General features: G+C 68.7%; 16 protein-coding genes. 8 read left to right on the top strand and 8 right to left on the bottom strand.

What is annotated here, in order from left to right; all coding sequences use genetic code 11:
- Nucleotides 1-11: 11 nt before the first annotated feature.
- The gene (locus ACW173_RS22175; RefSeq protein WP_492082184.1) at nucleotides 12-731 is read right to left on the bottom strand and encodes an MBL fold metallo-hydrolase; all 720 of its coding nucleotides are present in this window, start codon (nucleotides 729-731) and stop codon (nucleotides 12-14) included.
- Between the two features lie 74 nt (nucleotides 732-805).
- Entirely contained in the window at nucleotides 806-2,422 is a 1,617-nt protein-coding gene (locus ACW173_RS22170; protein ID WP_492082183.1) for an amino acid permease, read from the bottom strand.
- Nucleotides 2,423-2,601: 179 nt separating this feature from the next.
- On the opposite strand from ACW173_RS22170, the gene hrpB reads away from it, so the two are divergent.
- A complete protein-coding gene (hrpB, locus tag ACW173_RS22165; RefSeq protein ID WP_492082182.1) occupies nucleotides 2,602-5,043 on the top strand; it encodes an ATP-dependent helicase HrpB in 2,442 nt (813 codons plus the stop codon).
- Here the strand turns inward: hrpB and ACW173_RS22160 are convergent.
- The 3 genes from ACW173_RS22160 to ACW173_RS22150 are packed head-to-tail and all read right to left on the bottom strand — an operon-like array spanning nucleotide 5,040 to nucleotide 8,199.
- Nucleotides 5,040-5,831: a TrmH family RNA methyltransferase gene (locus ACW173_RS22160; protein ID WP_492082181.1), complete on the bottom strand. Its 792-nt coding sequence runs from the start codon at nucleotides 5,829-5,831 to the stop codon at nucleotides 5,040-5,042. The genes hrpB and ACW173_RS22160 overlap by 4 nt on opposite strands.
- A 5-nt stretch (nucleotides 5,832-5,836) precedes the next feature.
- On the bottom strand, nucleotides 5,837-6,763 hold the full coding sequence (locus tag ACW173_RS22155) for an RsmD family RNA methyltransferase (RefSeq protein WP_492082180.1): 927 nt from the start codon (nucleotides 6,761-6,763) through the stop codon (nucleotides 5,837-5,839).
- A gap of 17 nt (nucleotides 6,764-6,780) precedes the next feature.
- On the bottom strand, nucleotides 6,781-8,199 hold the full coding sequence (locus tag ACW173_RS22150; RefSeq protein WP_492082179.1) for a glycosyltransferase: 1,419 nt from the start codon (nucleotides 8,197-8,199) through the stop codon (nucleotides 6,781-6,783).
- Between the two features lie 222 nt (nucleotides 8,200-8,421).
- On the opposite strand from ACW173_RS22150, the gene ACW173_RS22145 reads away from it, so the two are divergent.
- Genes ACW173_RS22145 through ACW173_RS22130 form a run of 4 tightly spaced genes read left to right on the top strand, consistent with a single transcriptional unit; the run spans nucleotide 8,422 to nucleotide 11,600 of the window.
- On the top strand, nucleotides 8,422-9,057 hold the full coding sequence (locus ACW173_RS22145) for a TetR/AcrR family transcriptional regulator (RefSeq protein ID WP_492082178.1): 636 nt from the start codon (nucleotides 8,422-8,424) through the stop codon (nucleotides 9,055-9,057).
- Between the two features lie 4 nt (nucleotides 9,058-9,061).
- Nucleotides 9,062-9,868, top strand: a complete 807-nt coding sequence (locus ACW173_RS22140) for an ABC transporter substrate-binding protein (protein WP_492082177.1) — start codon at nucleotides 9,062-9,064, stop codon at nucleotides 9,866-9,868.
- Nucleotides 9,811-10,851, top strand: coding sequence for a FecCD family ABC transporter permease (locus ACW173_RS22135; RefSeq protein WP_492086038.1), 1,041 nt, complete (start codon nucleotides 9,811-9,813; stop codon nucleotides 10,849-10,851). Before ACW173_RS22140 ends, ACW173_RS22135 begins: the two co-directional genes overlap by 58 nt.
- Nucleotides 10,848-11,600: an ABC transporter ATP-binding protein gene (locus ACW173_RS22130; protein WP_492082176.1), complete on the top strand. Its 753-nt coding sequence runs from the start codon at nucleotides 10,848-10,850 to the stop codon at nucleotides 11,598-11,600. Before ACW173_RS22135 ends, ACW173_RS22130 begins: the two co-directional genes overlap by 4 nt.
- On the opposite strand, the gene ACW173_RS22125 is transcribed toward ACW173_RS22130, so the two are convergent.
- The gene (locus ACW173_RS22125; RefSeq protein ID WP_492082175.1) at nucleotides 11,597-13,699 is read right to left on the bottom strand and encodes a lytic transglycosylase domain-containing protein; all 2,103 of its coding nucleotides are present in this window, start codon (nucleotides 13,697-13,699) and stop codon (nucleotides 11,597-11,599) included. The genes ACW173_RS22130 and ACW173_RS22125 overlap by 4 nt on opposite strands.
- A 244-nt stretch (nucleotides 13,700-13,943) precedes the next feature.
- Here ACW173_RS22125 and dapA point away from each other — a divergent pair, with 244 nt between their 5' ends.
- The gene (gene dapA, locus ACW173_RS22120; protein WP_492082174.1) at nucleotides 13,944-14,828 is read left to right on the top strand and encodes a 4-hydroxy-tetrahydrodipicolinate synthase; all 885 of its coding nucleotides are present in this window, start codon (nucleotides 13,944-13,946) and stop codon (nucleotides 14,826-14,828) included.
- Complete coding sequence (gene smpB, locus ACW173_RS22115) at nucleotides 14,828-15,286, top strand: SsrA-binding protein SmpB (protein ID WP_252630248.1); 459 nt, start codon at nucleotides 14,828-14,830, stop codon at nucleotides 15,284-15,286. The genes dapA and smpB overlap by 1 nt, the downstream gene beginning before the upstream one ends.
- A gap of 15 nt (nucleotides 15,287-15,301) precedes the next feature.
- Here the strand turns inward: smpB and ACW173_RS22110 are convergent, their stop codons facing one another.
- Nucleotides 15,302-15,421, bottom strand: coding sequence for a hypothetical protein (locus ACW173_RS22110; RefSeq protein ID WP_492082173.1), 120 nt, complete (start codon nucleotides 15,419-15,421; stop codon nucleotides 15,302-15,304).
- 785 nt (nucleotides 15,422-16,206) lie between these two features.
- On the opposite strand from ACW173_RS22110, the gene ACW173_RS22105 reads away from it, so the two are divergent.
- Complete coding sequence (locus tag ACW173_RS22105) at nucleotides 16,207-16,890, top strand: GNAT family N-acetyltransferase (protein WP_492082172.1); 684 nt, start codon at nucleotides 16,207-16,209, stop codon at nucleotides 16,888-16,890.
- 154 nt (nucleotides 16,891-17,044) lie between these two features.
- Here the strand turns inward: ACW173_RS22105 and ACW173_RS22100 are convergent, their stop codons facing one another.
- Nucleotides 17,045-17,239 carry a hypothetical protein gene (locus ACW173_RS22100; protein ID WP_492082171.1) on the bottom strand — a complete coding sequence of 65 codons (195 nt, stop codon included), beginning with the start codon at nucleotides 17,237-17,239 and terminating at the stop codon, nucleotides 17,045-17,047.
- Between the last annotated feature and the right edge of the window lie 82 nt (nucleotides 17,240-17,321).

Below are 17,321 nucleotides of genomic sequence, written 5' to 3'. Positions count from 1 at the left end.
ATGATCTTTCCCTAGCCGGGCGAGTGGTTTGTCGGCGCCTGGTAGCCGGCCCCTTGGGCCCGCATCGCCGCGACCACGCGGTCTCCCACGAACGGATTGCTGCGTCGCTCGGCCCCGAAGGTCGACATCGGCCCGTGGCCCGGCACGAACCGCACGTCCTCGCCCAACGGCCAAAGCTTCTGGGTGATCGAGTCGATCAGGTCCTGGTGATTGCCCAGCGGGAAGTCGGTCCGGCCGATCGAGCCCTGGAACAGCACATCGCCGACCTGGGCGAACTTGGTCTCGCGGTGGAAGAACACCACGTGGCCGGGCGTATGGCCGGGGCAGTGCAAGACCTCGAATTGCGTCTCGCCCAGAGTGACGGTGTCGCCGTCCTTCAGCCAGCGGTCGGTGACGAAGATCCGGGCCTCGGGCATGCCGTACTGCTCGCCGGACTGCTGGATGCGGTCGATCCAGAACTGGTCGTCCTCGTGCGGGCCTTCGATCGGCGCGCCGGTGCGGACCTTGAGCTCGGCGGCGCCGCCGGCGTGGTCCATGTGGCCGTGGGTGATCCAGATCTTCTCCAGCGTCAGGCCCTTGTCGGCAAGGGCCTTGAGCAGGCGGTCGACCTCGCCGCCCGGATCGATCACGGCGGCCTTCATGGTCTTGGCGCACCAGACGATCGTGCAGTTCTGCTGCAGCGGGGTGACCGGAGCGATCACGGCGCCGATGGGCATGGCGGCTTGGGTCATGAGGCGACCTCCAAAAGAAAAGGGCGGGAGCCGAAGCGCCCGCCCTTTCCGACCTAAAGCCTATCGGCTGAAGATCAATCGCGTTCTTCCTTCGAGCCCGGCGCCGGAGCGCCCGGCATCGGCGGGATGCCCACGCCCGGAGCGTTCGGATCCAGTTCCGGAACGTCCGTCAGGCCTTGGCCGACGTGGCTCTTGCGGAAGCCGTAGGCGAAGTAGATCACGAGGCCGATGGCGCCCCAGACCGGCAGCACGGCCATCGCCTCGAAGGGCAGGTTGAAGTACAGCACCGCGCAGCCGAGCATGGCGATCGGAGCGATGACCCAGACCATCGGCGTCTTGAACGGACGCGGACGGTTCGGGTCCTTCACGCGCAGCACCATCACGGCGATCGACACCATGAAGAAGGCGAACAGCGTGCCCGAGTTCGAGATGTCGGCCAGCTGACCCACCGGGAAGAAGGCGGCGGCGATGGCCACGCAGACGCCGGTGAAGATGGTGACGACGTACGGCGTCTTCCACTTCGGGTGGATGGTCGCGAAGCTCTTCGGCAGCAGGCCATCGCGGGCCATGACGAAGAAGATGCGGGTCTGGCCGTAGATCATCATCAGGATGACCGAGGGCAGGGCCAGGTTGGCGGCCAGGCCCAGCAGGTTGCCCAGGACCGGGAAGTTGATCTGGCGCAGGACGTGGGCCAGGGCCTCGTTCGAGCAGACCAGTTGGTCCTTGTTGGCGGCCAGGTTGCAGGCGGCGGTGAAGGCGGCCGAGCCCGGCTGGACGACCGAGCCGTCGATGCCGTGCACCGGCTGAGCGCCGACGGCGCCGATCGCGCCCGCGGCGACCAGCAGATAGAAGACCGTGCAGAGGGCCAGCGAGCCGATCAGGCCGATCGGGACGTTGCGCTGCGGGTTCTTGGTCTCTTCGGCGGCCGTCGAGACGGCGTCGAATCCGACGTAGGCGAAGAAGATCGAGGCGGCGGCGCCGACCACGCCCATGCCGGTGGTGCCGGTCGGGCCGAACCAGCCGTTCGGGGTGAAGGGCGAGAAGTTGCCGGTCTTCAGAACCGGCAGGGCCATGACGACGAACACGGTCAGGGCGGTGACCTTGATGGCCACCAGCACGGCGTTGACGCGAGCGCTTTCGGTGGTGCCGATGACCAGCAGGGCGGTCACGGCCAGGGCCACGATGATGGCCGGCACGTTGACGATGCCGGCGCTGAAGTCGGCGACGGGCATGAAGCCGTTCATCGACCAGGCGGGCCCGTGCCGTAGCGCGTCAGGCCAGTGGAATCCGAGCGCGTTCTCGATCAGCCCCAGGAAGTAGCCGGACCAGCCGACCGACACGGCGCTGGCGGCGACCGCGTATTCCAGGATCAGCGCCCAGCCGACCATCCAGGCCAGCAGTTCGCCCATGACGGCGTAGGAATAGGTGTAGGCCGAGCCCGAGACCGGGACCATCGAGGCCAGTTCGGAGTAGCAGAGCGCGGCGAAAGCGCAGACGGCGCCGGCGATCACGAAGGACCACATCATGCCCGGGCCGGCCTTCTGGGCGGCGGCGGCGGTCAGAACGAAGATACCCGTACCGATGATCGCGCCGACACCCAGCAGCGTCAGCTGAATGGGACCAAGCGAGCGGTGAAGGGCTTTTTTCTCAGCCGTCGCTAGGATCGCATCAAGCGATTTAACGCGCCACATAGTTCCTCCTGATAGGCAAGACTCCCCCCGGGGGTCGCCTTTAGAAAATTTTGCGGACCGTGACCCGTTTATGAGCATGGGGTCAAGGTCGAGCAGCGGATGCGCGTAAATGTTCTCCGCCGCCGTGCCTAGTCCAGAGTTGCTTGGCGCGAGGTGGCGTGACCGCTAAAGCGGGCGCGATGTTGCCCATTTTCGAGGCCCTTCCCGCGCTGAAAGGCGCCCTTGCACAGCGGGAGACCGCCGTTCTCGTCGCGCCGCCCGGCGCGGGCAAGACCACGGCCGTGCCCTTGGCGCTGCTGGAAGAGGCGTGGGTGCAAGGGCGAAAGATCATCGTCCTGGAGCCGCGCCGCCTGGCCGCCCGCGCCGCCGCCTCGCGCATGGCCGCCAACCTGGGCGAATCCGTCGGTGAGATGGTCGGCTTTCGCGTGCGCCTGCAGTCCAAGGTGTCGGCCCGCACTCGGATCGAGGTTGTCACCGAGGGCGTCTTCACACGGATGATTCTCGACGATCCGGGCCTGGACGGCGTCGCTGCCGTGCTGTTCGACGAGTTCCACGAGCGCAGCCTGGACGCCGACCTTGGCTTGGCCTTCGCCCGCGACGTCCAGAGCGTGCTGCGCGACGACCTGCGCCTGCTGATCATGTCGGCGACTCTGGACGGCGCCCGGATCTCGGCCCTGCTGAACGACGCGCCGGTGGTCGAGAGCCAGGGGCGGATGTTCCCGGTCGACACCCGCTACCTCGGCCGCGACGAGCGCCAGCGTTTGGAAGAACGCGTCGGCCGCGCCGTCGAGCGCGCCTTGGCGGAGGAGGGCGGTTCGATCCTGGTCTTCCTGCCGGGCCAGGGCGAGATTCGCCGCGCCGAGAGCTGGCTGAACGAGCGCTTGCGCCGGCCCGATGTCGATGTCGCCCCGCTTTATGGCGCGCTCGAACCCGCCGTGCAGGACCGCGCCATCAGCGCAGCGCCGGCGGGCCGCCGCAAGGTGGTGCTGGCGACCTCGATCGCCGAGACCAGCCTGACCATCGAAGGCGTCCGGGTCGTGATCGACGCTGGCCTGGCCCGCGTGCCGCGCTACGATCCCGCCTCGGGCATCACCCGGCTGGAGACCGTCCGCGTCAGCCGCGCCGCCGCCGACCAGCGCCGGGGCCGCGCCGGCCGTACCGAGCCGGGTGTCTGCTACCGCCTGTGGGACGAGCCCGAGACCCGGTCGCTGCCGGCCTTCGCGCGGCCCGAGATCCTGGAGGCCGACCTGTCGCGCCTGGCCCTGGACCTTGCCCGTTGGGGCGCGCGCGATCCTTCCGGTCTCACCTTCCTGGACCCGCCGCCGGCCGCCGCCTTCGCCGAGGCGCGCACCTTGCTCACCCGCATCCAGGCGCTGGACGCATCAGGCGATCTGACTGTCCACGGCAAGGCCCTGGCCGAGATGCCGCTGCCGCCGCGCCTGGCGCATATGGTGGTCCGCGCCGCCGCCTCGGGCCAGGCTCGCGAGGGCGCGGAGATCGCCGCCCTGCTGACCGAGCAAGGCCTGGGCGGGAAAGATGTCGACCTGCGCAGGCGGCTCGAAAATCTGCACCGCGACCGCTCGCCGAGAAGCCGCGACGCCATGGCCCTGGTCGAGCGCTGGAGCCGCGCGGCGGGGCGGAAATCCGGCGCCAAGGAACTGGAAATCGGCCTGATGCTGGCCGAGGCCTATCCCGAGCGGGTGGCCAAGGCGCGCGGCAAGCCCGGCGAGTTCCAGCTGGCCGGCGGGCGCGGCGTCTATCTCGAACCGACCGATCCTCTGGCTCGCGAGGCCTGGCTGGCGGTGGGCGAGTTGGGTGGCGGCGACAGCCGTGACCGCATCCTGCTGGCGGCCGCCGTCGACGAGGCCGACCTGCGCGAGGCCTTCGCCGACCGCCTGGTCGCCGAGGACCGCCTGGAGACCGCCGGCGGCAAGGTCCGGGCCAAACGCCTGCTGCGCCTGGGCAAGCTCGTTTTGGCCGAGCGCCTGATCGAGAACCCCGACCCGGCGATGATCGCCGGCGCGCTGATGGACCAGGTCCGCGACCAGGGCTTTTCGGGTCTACGGCTGGGGCAGGGCGTGCAGAGCTTCCGCAGCCGGATCGCTTTCCTGAAGGCGCTGGATGACGCGGCCTGGCCCGACCTCTCGGACGCCGCCCTGATCGCGCGCCTGGACGAATGGCTGGAGCCACTGCTGCACGGTCGCTCGTCGCTGGGCAGCATCGACGAAAACAGCCTGGACGGCGCGATCCGCTCGCTGGTCCCCTGGGACCTGCAGCGACAAGTCGACCAGATGCTGCCAGCCCGCTTTCAAGCCCCGACCGGCACCACGGTGGCCATCGACTACGCCGCCGAGGCCGGGCCACGCATCGACATTCGTGTGCAGGAGCTGTTCGGCCTGACCGAGCACCCCAGCATCGCCGGCGGCAAGGTCCCGCTGGTGCTGTCGCTACTGTCGCCCGGCCACAAGCCGATCCAGATCACCCGCGACCTGCCGGGCTTCTGGAAGGGCTCCTGGCGCGAGGTGAAGGTCGAGATGAAGGGGCGCTATCCCCGCCACGTCTGGCCTGATGATCCGGCGGCGGCGGCCCCGACGACACGGGCGAAGCCTCGGGGAACCTAGCCCGTGACCGTGTAGATCATGATCCCCGTGGCCACCGATAGGTTCAGGCTGTCGGCGCGGCCGCGCATCGGGATCTTGACGTTGACGTCGCAGGCGGCGGCCAGCTCGGGCGGCAGGCCCTGCTGCTCGTTGCCCATCAGGATCAGCGACGGCTTCACGTAGTCGGCGCTCTTGTGGTCGACCGTGGCGGTCAGCAGGGTGCCGACCACGCTGCCGGGCCAGGTCTCGCGCCAGGCCAGGAACTCGGGGATGGTGGCCTTGGCGATCTTCACCGCGAAGATCGAGCCCATGGTCGCGCGCACGCCCTCGACCGAATAGGGGTCGACACAGTCGCCGACCAGGATCACGCCGCCGCAGCCGGCCGCGTCGGCGGTGCGGATAACGGTGCCGAGGTTGCCCGGATCGCGGACGGCCTGCATGGCGACCCAGCACGGCGCGCTCTCGGGCACGATGGCCGACAGCGGCGTGTAGACCTGGCTGAAGACGGCGACCACCGCCTGCGGGTTGTCGCGGCGCGAGACCTTTTCCAGGATCTCGCGATTGACCTCGATGACTTCGCCGCCGGCCGTCAGGCAAGACGCGACAGCCTTCTTCAGCATCGGGTGGTCGGCCGCGTCGGGGCCGTACATGACGATCTTGGGCGCGTGGCCGCAGTCGATCGCCTCGATGACGATCTTCAGACCCTCGGCCAGGAACAGGCCGCTCTCTTCCCGCTCCTTGCGCATGTGGAGGGCGCGGACGGCCTTGACGGTGTTGTTGGTCAGGGAGGTGACGGTCTTGGTGTTCATCGCCGTCACCCTTCACCCATCTTGTCTTGGGCAGACCAGCGGGCGAAGAACGACAGGCCGATCTGGCGGTCGCCCTTTTCCTCGACCAGGGAAAGCTCACCCCAGTCGATGACGCCGCCGCGACCGCCCAGCTCCTGGGCCAGCAGCCCCGACATCGCCGCGCCCGAGACACGGGCGGCATAGGCGTTCATCAGCAGGAACGAGGCGTCTTCCGAGAGGAGGGCGGCGCAGTCCTTGGTCAGGGCGGCCAGGTCTTCGAACAGGCGCCAGACCTCGCCGTCGGCGCCGCGGCCGAACTTGGGCGGGTCCAGGATGATGCCGTCATAGGTGTTGCCGCGCCGGACCTCGCGGGCCACGAACTTGCGGGCGTCCTCGACGATCCAGCGGATCGGCTTGTCGGCGAGCCCGGCGAAGGCGGCGTTCTCGCGCGCGAAGCCGACCGACTTCTTGGAGGCGTCCACATGGGTGACGGCCGCGCCGGCGGCGGCGCAGACCAGCGAGGCCACGCCGGTATAGCCGAACAGATTCAGGATCTTGGGCTGAGGGGCTGACGTCTTGCAGAGCGCCCGGACGCGTTCGTCCTGCCAGGCCCAGTTGGCGGCCTGCTCGGGGAAGAAGGCCAGATGGCGGAAGGGCGTGAACTGGCCGTGGAACTTGGCGCCGCCCCATCCCAGGTCGAACTTCTCGATCGGCTTGCCCTTGAAGCGCCAGCGGCCGGCCTCGTCCTCGTCGCTGGGATCGAAGACGGCGTCGGCGTTGTCCCAGACCTTCTGATCCAGGCGCGGAGCCCAGAAGCACTGCGGTTCGGGGCGCACGACCGTGTAGCGGCCATAGCGCTCCAGCTTCTTGCCGTTACCACTGTCCAGCAGGGCGTAGTCGGCCCAGCCGGTGGTGCGCATGACGATGGGGGCGGGAGCGATCTTCGGAGCCATCGCCCGCCCATACCTTTTTACAGGTGGGGAGGTCCAGAGCGCGGCGTGTGCCGGGTCTTGTCCCAGCGGTGCGGCGCCGTGATGAACTGGTGCAGCGCCTTGACCGCCGCGGCGCTCTGCATGAGCCAGTAGAGGGGCATGCCCAGCAGGTGCAGCGACTTGGGCTGGCCGCCGGCCCGCATCACGCCGCGCGCCCCGGCCATCGCCGCCGAGCCCCAGCCCAGGGCGTAGAGCATCAGGTCGCAGGCCGGGATGCCGAAGGCCGCGTCGGGCAGGTAGTCGATGATCGCCGCCGCGATCGCCACGACCATCACCGGCCCATGCAGGTGCGAGGAAGCGACCGACTGGGCCAGAGTCAGGACGAGCGCCGCCGCGTTCCGCGGTTGAAGCGGCACGGGCCCGCGCGCGTGGACGGCCAGGGTCTGCATGTGGCCCTTGATCCAGCGGGCCCGCTGCGGGAACCACTGCTCGGCCGTGGTCGGAGCAGTCTCCCAGGTGGGGCGGCTGATCACGCCCAGGCGATAGCCGGCGGCCGCCAGGCGAAAGCCGACATCCGCGTCCTCGGTGACGTTGTAGGGATCCCACCCGCCGATCCGGCGCAGTAGCGCGGTTTTGAAGTGATTGCTGGTGCCGCCCAGCGGAAAGGCCAGACCCCAGCGCGCCAGGGCCGGCAGCAGCACCTCGAAGTGCGCGGCGTATTCCAGCCGAAACTGCGAGGGCAGGAACAGCGAGAAGCCCGGATCCTCGATCCGCAGCGGCGCTTGCAAGCAGGCCAGGCGCGCGTCCGAGGCGGCGAACCGGGCGGCGGCCTCCCGCAGCTGGCCCGGATCGGGCATATCCTCGGCGTCGTAGATGACGACCAGTTCGCCCCGCGCCCGGTCCAGGGCGTGGTTGCAGGCGCGGGGCTTGGTCTTGGGCGTGCCAGGCGGGGCGATCAGCACCTGGACGAAGGCGGGCAGGGCGATGGCGCGGACGGCGGCCTTGGTGATCTCGTCGTCGGCCTCCAGCACGATCAAGGCCTGGAGACGATCGCGCGGATAGTCGATGGCCGACAGGTTCTGGACCAGTTCGGCCACGACCTCGGCCTCGCGGTAGAGCGGGGCGATGACCGTGTAGCTCGGCAGGTCCGCGTCGGCCAGCCGCGGCGACAAGGCCGGCGGCAGCGGCGTGCAGGCCGCCGCCAGGCGTGTCGCCCCGCCCAGCAGGAAGACGCCGAAGAACAGGTGATGGATCGCCGTCATCGCGCTGGTCGGATCCAGCGCCAAGCCAAACGCCGCCAGGAAGCCGGCCAGGGCGATGAGCCCCGCCTGCCCACGCGACAGCGTCTGGTGCGCCCCATCGCGCGCCCGGATCTCGACCGGTCCGGCTTGCCCTACGGACGCAGGTCCGCCCATCGGCGTGGACCCAAGGTCCAGCCGTCTTTCTTCGCGCGCCATGATGTCTCTGCCTACCTCTGTTCAGGTGGCGGTCGCCCCAACGGCGTGCATAACGGAATCACAACCAAAGGCTGTCAAATGGAAAAATGCGCGTTTTGGGACGTGTTCCTCGCGCGCGCGAGGGCGGGCTCGCCCGAAATTCTCCTGCCACGCACGTTCTTGCGACGTCTGAGTGATTCCCGTTTAGTGTCGAACCGGGGAAACGCAGGGGAAGCCAAGTCCGTGACGGTCGTTCTGAAGAAGCCTCACAAATCCGCGCGAAAGCCCAAGGGCGACGGACACTTGCGTCGAGGCGAGATCCTGGCGGCGGCCGAGAAGATCTTCATCGCCGAAGGTTATTCCGGCGCGACCATCCGCAAGATCGCCGATGCGGTGGGGGTGTCGTCGACGGCGCTCTACATGCACTTTCGCGACAAGGACCAGATCCTGCTGGAAATCAGCAACGACGCCATCGAGCGGCTGCTGGAACTGAACACGCAGATCGCGGCCCAGCCGATCGATCCGGTCTCGCGGGTGCGGGTGATGCTGGAGGCGTACATGAAGTTCGCTCTCGATAATCCCAACACCTACCAGCTGGTGTTCTGCAGCACGGGAGAACACGTCTCGTCGGACAAGAGCGCCGACGTCATGGCGCTGGGCGACCGCTGCTTCGAGAAGTTCAGCGAGCCGGTGCACCAGATCGCCGCCCAGGGGCGCCTGCGCTCGGGCTCGGCGGTCGAGGCGGCCGAGGTGTTGTGGAGCGGTTGCCATGGCCTGGTCTCGCTGCTGATCACCAAGCCTTCGCGCGGCTGGTCTGATCCCGATCACCTGATGAAGGTGATGCTGGACGGCCTGCTTTATGGTCTGGTCACGGACTGATTTCGTGAACGCCGTCAAGGCTTTGCTGGCGCTTGTGGCGGCGATGACGTTCGCGCCCGCGGCGGCGCTCGCCGCCCCGCGCGTCATGTCGCTGGACTCCTGCGCCGACCAGTATGTGCTGGCCCTGGCCCCGCGCGAGACCATCGTCGGCCTCTCGCACCGCGCCGTCTCCCGCGACAGCTACATGCGGGATCACGCCGGCGGCCTGCCGCTGCGGCGGGCGACGCTCGAGAGCCTGGTGGCGGCGCGACCCGATGTGGTGGTGCGCCTGTGGGGCGGCGACGCGCGGCTCTCCAAGGCCTTGGAAAAGAAGAACATCACCACCGTCGCCCTGGACGACGCCACCGATTTCGACGGTCTGCGGGTCAATGTCCGCAAGGTCGCCGCCGCCCTGGACCGCCGCCCCGAGGGCGAGACGATCATCGCCCGCATGGACGCCCGGTTGGCCCGCTCGGCCAGGGCGGGGAAGGGGCGATCCGCGCTGTACCTGACCCCGGGCGGCTTCACGGCCGGCTCGGGCACCCTGATCGACGCCATGCTGAAGAGCGCCGGCTATTCGAACGCCACCAAGGATCCGTATTTCGCGCCGGTGTCGCTGGAGCGGATGGTCATGCAGCCGCCGACGGCCGTGGTGCTGGGTCTGTTCGACCGTATCCGCGCCGGTTCAGACCGCTGGGGTCCCGGCCGTCACGCCGCCTTGCAAAAGGTGGTGGCGACCCGGACCGTGGCCTCCTTGCCGGGAGCGGTGGTCGGCTGCCCGGGCTGGTTCGCGGCCGAGGGCTCCGAAATGCTGGCCAAGGCCGCGCGATGAGCGTGACCCGCCTCTGTCTCCTGATGCTGCTGGCCCTGGCCGGCTTGACGGCGCTGGCCGTGTCGCTGGGCGAGACGCCGCTGGCCTTGGCCCAGTACGCTCGGGCCCTGAGCCATCCGGCCTCGCCGCCGGGCGAAGTGCTGTGGACCATCCGCGCGCCCCGCGTGGCCGTCGCGGCCCTGGTCGGGGCGGCGCTGGGCCTGGCGGGCGCGACCATGCAAGGGCTGCTGCGCAATCCTCTGGCCGATCCCGGCGTGCTGGGCGTGTCGGCCGTCTCGGGGCTGGGCGCGGCCCTGGCGATCTCGGCCGGGCTGACGGTCCTGCCCGGCGCGATCGAGGTCTCGGCGCTGGTCGGGGCGCTGGTCGCCGGGGTCGTGGTCGTCGCCCTGACCGCGCGCTTTCGCGAGCCCGAGGCGCTGATCCTGTTCGGCGTGGCCCTGTCGGCCTTCGGTGGCGCGCTGACGGCGTTGGTCTTCAACCTGTCGCCCTCGCCAGTCACGACGGCCGAGATCCTGGCCTGGCTGATGGGCTCGGTCGAGAACCGCGACGGGATGGACGCCCTGCGGGCCCTGGTCCCGATGGCGCTGGGCGCGGCCCTCTGCGTCCGGGCTGGGCGGGGGCTTCGCATGCTGACCCTGGGCGAGGAGGCCGCGCGGATGTCGGGACTGCCGATGGCGCGCCTGAGGGTCTATGCCGTCGCTGGCTCGGCGCTGCTGACGGGCGCGGCCGTGGCGGCGGCGGGCGTGATCGGTTTCGTCGGCCTGGCCGCGCCGCACCTGGTGCGCGCCTTGGTCAAGGACGATCCCCGTCGGATCCTGTGGCCCTCGGCGCTGGCCGGGGCGTTGCTGCTGGTGCTGGCCGATCTGGCCGCCCGCCTGATCCCGACCGAGCAGGAGCTGAAACTGGGCGTGGTCACGGCCCTGTTCGGCGCGCCGGCCTTCGCCCTGCTGGCCTGGCGAGCCTCGCGGAGCTGGCGGGCATGAGCGTCTGGACCCTGGAGGGGCTGACCGCGCGCCAGGGCCGCGAGACGGTGCTGGAGGCCGCGTCCCTGACCGTCACGGCGGGCGAGGTGGTCGGCGTGGTCGGTCCCAACGGCGCCGGCAAGACCAGCTTGCTGCGGGCGGGCCTGGGTTTGCTGCCGTTGTCGGCGGGCGAGGCGCGGCTGTCGGGCAAGGCGCTGGCGCGGCTGAAGCCGGACGATCGCGCCAGGCTGGTCGGCTATCTGCCGCAGGACCGCCGCGTGGCCTGGAACCTGCCGGCCCGCATGGTCGCGGCGTTGGGGGCGAGCGACCTCGCCGACGAGGTCGCCGACGCCCTGGCGCTGGAGTGCCTCGACCGCGTGGGCGCCGAGGCGCTGGCCGACCGCGGCGTGCTGGACATGTCGGGCGGCGAGCGGGCCAGGGTGCTGCTGGCGCGCCTGCTGGCGACCCGCGCGCCCCTGCTGGTCGCCGACGAGCCGGTGGCGGGCCTGGATCCAGACGCCCAGCTGCTGACGCTGGACCTGCTGCGGGCCGAGGCCGGGAAGGGCGCGGCGGTGGTGGTGACCCTGCACGACCTGGGTTTGGCGGCCCGCGCCTGCGACCGCATCGTCGTCGTCGACCACGGCTGCCTTGTCGCCGAGGGGCCCCCGCGCGAGGCGCTGTCGCGGTTCATCCTCGGGCACGTCTTCCGGCTGGACGGCGAACTGGTGGAGACCGAGGCCGGCCCAGTGCTCGCCGCCCGCCGGGCTTAAGGCTGCGCCGTCGCCGTGTCGGCCGAGGCCACCGACGGGATGTAGACATAACCGCCGCGCTTGAGGTCGGACGAAAGGGTCAGCGGGCTGACGCCGCCATTCAGGCGGGCGCGGTAGACCATGGTCGTCTCCAGGGTCCGCATCACGTAGTTGCGGGTCTCGGAGAACGGGATGCACTCGATGAAGTCCAGCGGATCGGTGCCGGCGCCGCGCGGGTCGCCGCACAGGCCCGCCCAGGCGGCGGGGCGACCAGGACCGGCGTTATAGGCGGCCGCGGCCATGATGTACGAGCCGCGGAAGCCGTTGATCATGTCGCCCAGATACACCGAGCCCAGGCGCATGTTGTACGAGGCCTCGCCCAGGCGATCGATCGAATGGTTCTCGCCCAGCTTTCGCGCGACCAGCGAGGCGGTCGCGGGCATCAGCTGCATCATGCCGCGCGCGCCGACGCCGGAGCGGGCGGCCGGGTCGAAATTGCTTTCCTGGCGCGAGATCGAATAGACGAAGGCGGTCTCGGCCGCGCCCGGACCGGGCGTGAAATGGTGGTCCAGCAGCGGATAACCCCGCTCGGCCAGGATCATGCCGCGCTGGGCGGCGGTGCGGACCGCGCGCATGGCCAGGTCCTGGTCGCCATAACCACGCGCCAAGTCGACCAGCAGCGCCGACTCCTCGGCGTTGGGCAAGGTGTCGTCGATATAGAGCACCAGGCCGCGGAAGAGGTCGCGTTGCCCGATATCGGCCAGGATCCGCGCGGCGCGCACCTGTTCCCGACCATAGAAGCGCGCGCGGTCGGCCTGGGTGATGACCGGGTCGCGGTCCAGGCGCAGTTCCTTGACGCCGGCCTTCTCGGCGGCCAGCTGGCCATAGAAGGTGGTGATGTAGCGCGCGCCCTCGGAGTAGAAGGCTTGGGCGGCGATCAGGTCGCCTTGCGCCTCGGCCGCGCGGCCCTGCCAGTAGAGGGCGCGGCCGCGGGTGATCGGCGAGGCGCCGACGGCGGCGATCTGGGCGAAGTGGGCGGCGGCCGCGTCGGCGTTCTTCAGCCGGGTCAGGGCGATCCAGCCGGCGTAGAACTCGCTTTCGGCGATGTCGGCCGGGGCCAGGGCCTGGGTGTTGTCGGCGGCGGCGTAGGCGGCGGCGCTGTTTCCTGATTTCAGCGCCGAGACGACCAACTGCTTGCGCTCCCGCCAGATGGCGGTCGAGGCTTCCTCGGTCGGCGGGACGGGGAAGTTGACCACCATCGGCAGGGCCAGGGTGTCCATGCCGGCGCGGCGCAGATAGGCGGCGCGCTCGAACACCACGCCCGGCGAGGCCTGCAGATCCGGCGTCAGGCCGTTGTACAGCGTGTTGGCGCTGCTGGAATTGGAGCGGTAGGCCATGCGCACGCGGGCGGCGGCCGCTTGGGTCTCGGACAGCATGGCGACCATGTCGCGGGCGGCCGGGCCTTGCTGGCCGTACAGCAGGATGTCGGCGCGGCGGTTGTAGTCGTCGGCGGTGAGCATGCCGCCGAAGCGGGCGATCATGCCGCGCTGGACGTCGAGCTCGAACACCTTGTCGCGAAAGGTGCGGCGGATCAGGTCGGTCGCCTGCTGGGTCTTGCCGGTGGCCTGATAGGCGCTGGCCAGGGCCATGGCGCCGTCGGCGGTGGCGGGCTCAGCGCCGCCGAACCAGGCGATGATGCGGGCCGGATCAAGGCCCGAGGTCGACAGGGTCTTCTCGGCGGCGGCGTCGCGACGGGCGCCGCGCGGCCAGCCGGCGAGATCGCGGCGGGCGGCGTCCAGTTCGAAGAAGCTCAGGGCCTCGGCGTTGTTGTCGACGAACGCCCACTGGGCGATCTTCCTGGCGATCGGGTCCTGAAGGCTGTCCATGGCCATGCGCGCGCCCGAGACGTCGCCGCGCTTCGAGGCGGCCAGCGAGGTCCGCAGATTGGCCGAGTCGGTGTCCGACAGGGGGCTGGGAACGGCGGTCGGCGGGGTGGTGATCAGGCCGGGGTTCTGGCCAGGCGTGGCGTAGCCGGCCGTCGTCTGGGCGTCAGCGGCCCCCACGACCAAGGCCACGATGCAGGCTCCCCCGAGCAAAATCCGACGCGCCACTGAAGCCAAAGCACTCTCCATCACGGGCCCCCGAAAGGCCTTGTACTCGAATCTAGAGCCGTCCCCTATGCGACGATTCAGGCCCTAATAGGTTTAAGAGCGGTTGGCGGGGCTTGACCGCAACCGCTTGGCCCATCAAATCCCGCACCTGCCTTGAGGCGCCCATTGCGGGACCGAGGGGCAGGGACATATTGTCCGCCCCCATCATCCTGCCGCAACCGATGCGGCGTCTGCTCACGGCAATTTGCAAGTCATGGTCCAGTCTCACTTCAAGGGCGTCATTCCGGCCCTCGTCACGCCGTTCCGCGACGGTGAGGTGGACGAAAAAGCATTCGTGGCCCTGGTGGAGCGCCAGATCTCGGGCGGCGTCCACGGCCTCGTGCCGGTCGGCACCACCGGCGAGACCTCGACCCTGTCGCATGACGAGCACAAGCGTGTCGTCGAGCTGTGCGTGAAGACCACGGCCGGCCGGGTGCCGGTCATCGCCGGCGCGGGCTCGAACTCGACCGACGAAGCCATCGAACTGGCCGCCCACGCCAAGGCCGTCGGCGCCGACGCCTGCCTGGTCGTGACCCCGTACTACAACCGCCCCAGCCAGGAGGGCATGTACCAGCACTACAAGGCGATCAACGACGCCGTGGAGCTGCCGGTGTTCGTCTACAACGTGCCGGGCCGTACGGGCGTCGACATCTCCAACGAGACCCTGGCGCGCCTGTCCAAGCTGCCCAACGTCATCGGGATCAAGGACGCCACCGGCGACCTGACCCGGATCAGCATGCAGCGCCTGCTGTGCGGTCCCGACTGGGTGCTGCTGACGGGCGATGACCCGACGGCCCTGGGCTACATGGCCCACGGCGGCCACGGCGTGATCTCGGTGACCTCGAACGTCGCCCCGGACGCCTGCGCGGCTTTCATGAACGCCTGCATGCAGGGCCAGTGGGAAACCGGCCTCTACTGGCAGGACCGCCTGGTGCGCCTGCACAAGGCCCTGTTCCTGGACAGCTCGCCGGCCCCGACCAAGTTCGCCCTGGCCCATCTGGGCCTGTGCTCGGAAGACGTTCGCCTGCCGATCGTCCCGTGCGCCGACGCCGTGCGCCCGACGATCATCGAGGCCATGCGCGAGGCCGGTATCGATTAATGACCAAGCCGATCGCGGAGAACCGGCGCGCCCGGTACGACTACTTCATCGAGGAGGTCTTCGAGGCCGGCATCATGCTGACCGGCACCGAGGTGAAGAGCTTGCGCGTCGGCCGGGCCAACATCGCCGAGTCCTATGCGTCGGTCGAAGGGCGCGAGATCAAGCTGATCAACGCCGACATCCCGCCCTACGGCCACGCCAACCGGTTCAACCACGAACCGCGTCGGCACCGTAAGCTGCTGCTGCATCGCAAGCAGATCGACAAGCTGATCGGCGCGGTCCAGCGCGACGGCCGGACGATGATCCCGCTGAAGCTCTATTGGAACGACAAGGGCCTGGCCAAGCTGGAGATCGGCCTGGCCAAGGGCAAGAAGAACCACGACAAGCGTGAGACCGAGGCCGCGCGCGACTGGGCGCGTGACAAGGCCCGTCTGATGAAGGGCGACCGGGGCGACTGAGGCTCTTCTAAGTAACTAGGAGAGCCCGCCCAGGCTGACGAAGCCGATGATCAAGCCCAGGGCGAAGGCGCTCGCGCTGACCAGAAGGTAGGTCCGGACTTCGGTACGCAACTGGTTACGCGTGATCTGGGCCATGTGGTGGCTCCGGCAAACCGCGCCATCCCAAGCGCGGCAAATCAGTCCCCGGTGAATATGTTAGCCTTACCAGCGCTTGGCGATTGTCAACGATTGTAAAGGCTTGCGGTTTGGTCTTTGGAACGGGCCGTGGTCGAGGTTTCGGCGGGGTTGATTTAAAGCCAAACCTCGCAGCGGGCGCCAAGCCGTGTCAGCTACCAGCGGTCGCGCCGACTTCCTATCCCGACCCATGGCGGACTTCACCGCCACGAACAGACGGCCGTAGCAAACGTTGCTCCGAACAACTTTGGGGCGTATCGTCCCGCGCATTACGGAGGTCGCCGATGTTTCCAATGTGGGTGTATCTTGCTGTTGCGCTCGCGATTGCGGGCATCGCATTTGTTCTGGCCCAGTTCGCTGAAGGTCTCGGTGCGATGTTTGTTATAGGGGCGGCCACCATGTGGACCGCCTTCTCTGCTTACCGCGCCGGGAAAAGGCACCATCGATGCAACAGGTATTGATCTCTGGCGCGGTTTCATTCTTCGCGATTGCGCTTCTATTCGCGATGTCATTACGCGCAAACCACCGGTGCAAAATGGAACCTCGGCTACCCATGCAATGGGGGCTGGATGGCTCTGTGAACTGGACCGCGCCGCGCCGGACGGCTCTTGCCTTCACGCCCATCTTGGCTGGCGTCTGCCTCGCAGCCATCGTTGCACTAACGGCCTTCCTGGAGCCCAGAGCAGGTCAAGAGGACCTTGTCGTCCCTGTGAACTTCTTCGTGGCGATGGTCTTCGTTTGTGCGCATGCACTCCACCTTTGGTTCATTCGGAGAACGGTGCAGCGGCGAGGGTATCGGCCCTAGGACCCATTCGGCGATGATCGCAATTCGGCCGTATGCGCCGTCAGACCTTGATGCGCTCTATGCAATATCTATGGCGACAGGTGACCGGGGCAGTGACGCGGCGCATCTCTACTCCGACCCCAGATTGATGGGGCACATCTACGCGGCGCCCTATGCCACTCTCCAACCCGAGTTGGCGTTGGTCGTAGAGGACAGCGAGGGGGTTGCGGGCTACGCCGTCGGCGCAGGCGACACGGAAGTGTGGCAGCGAGTCCTTGAGGAAAGTTGGTGGCCGTCGCTCCGGCTACTCTATCCCCAGCCCGCTTTATCGACCCGCGAACCCACGGCGGACGAGCGCAGGATCGCGGTGATCCACAAGCCAGAGCACGCGCCGCCCAGCGTGGCCGCTCGCTTTCCTATGCACATGCACCTCAACCTGCTCCCGAGACTTCAGGGCCAAGGTATCGGTCGGCGAATGTACGAGGCCTGGATTAATCTGAGCGTCACCGGTGGCTGCAAGTCGATGCACATAGCGACCAATAGGGCGAACGCACGCGCGATCGACTTCTGGTCGCGGCTGGGCTTTTCAGACGTCACGCCGCTAGAGGACGCAGGCGGCAGGACGATATGGATGGGGCGCGCTTAAGACCGCTCACCACCCTTCGCTGAAGTTGAAAGCGGCCGCTGTCGGACAGCCTTCCGCGATGCGTATTCGCGCGCGCGCTTGCCCGCACGCTTCGTTGCGCGTGAGAAGGCCGCGGCTTTCTCCTCGCGTCGGTCTCAATCTCAGGCCTGAAGTCTCAGGCCAAGACTGGCAGTTGGTAGACCTTGGAGGGCACGCCGCGTTCGAACAGGTCGCCGCAGATGGCGAGGGCCTGTTTGTAGGCGGTTTCGACACTGTCGAAGTGGCCGGCTAATCGGCCGCCTTCGGTGACGACCCAGCCTTCGGAGACGTGGGTGATTTCTATACGCTGGCAGTGGGCGGCGTCAGGCATGACGACGAACTCCCCGAACTAGAAACGCGCCCCTGAGCTCGAGCGCGCGTTCATCCTTAACGCGAACCCGCTGCCTTGCATT

This window comes from Caulobacter sp. ALps2 (assembly GCF_058681635.1).
This window is presented reverse-complemented; position numbering and strand designations above follow the sequence as displayed.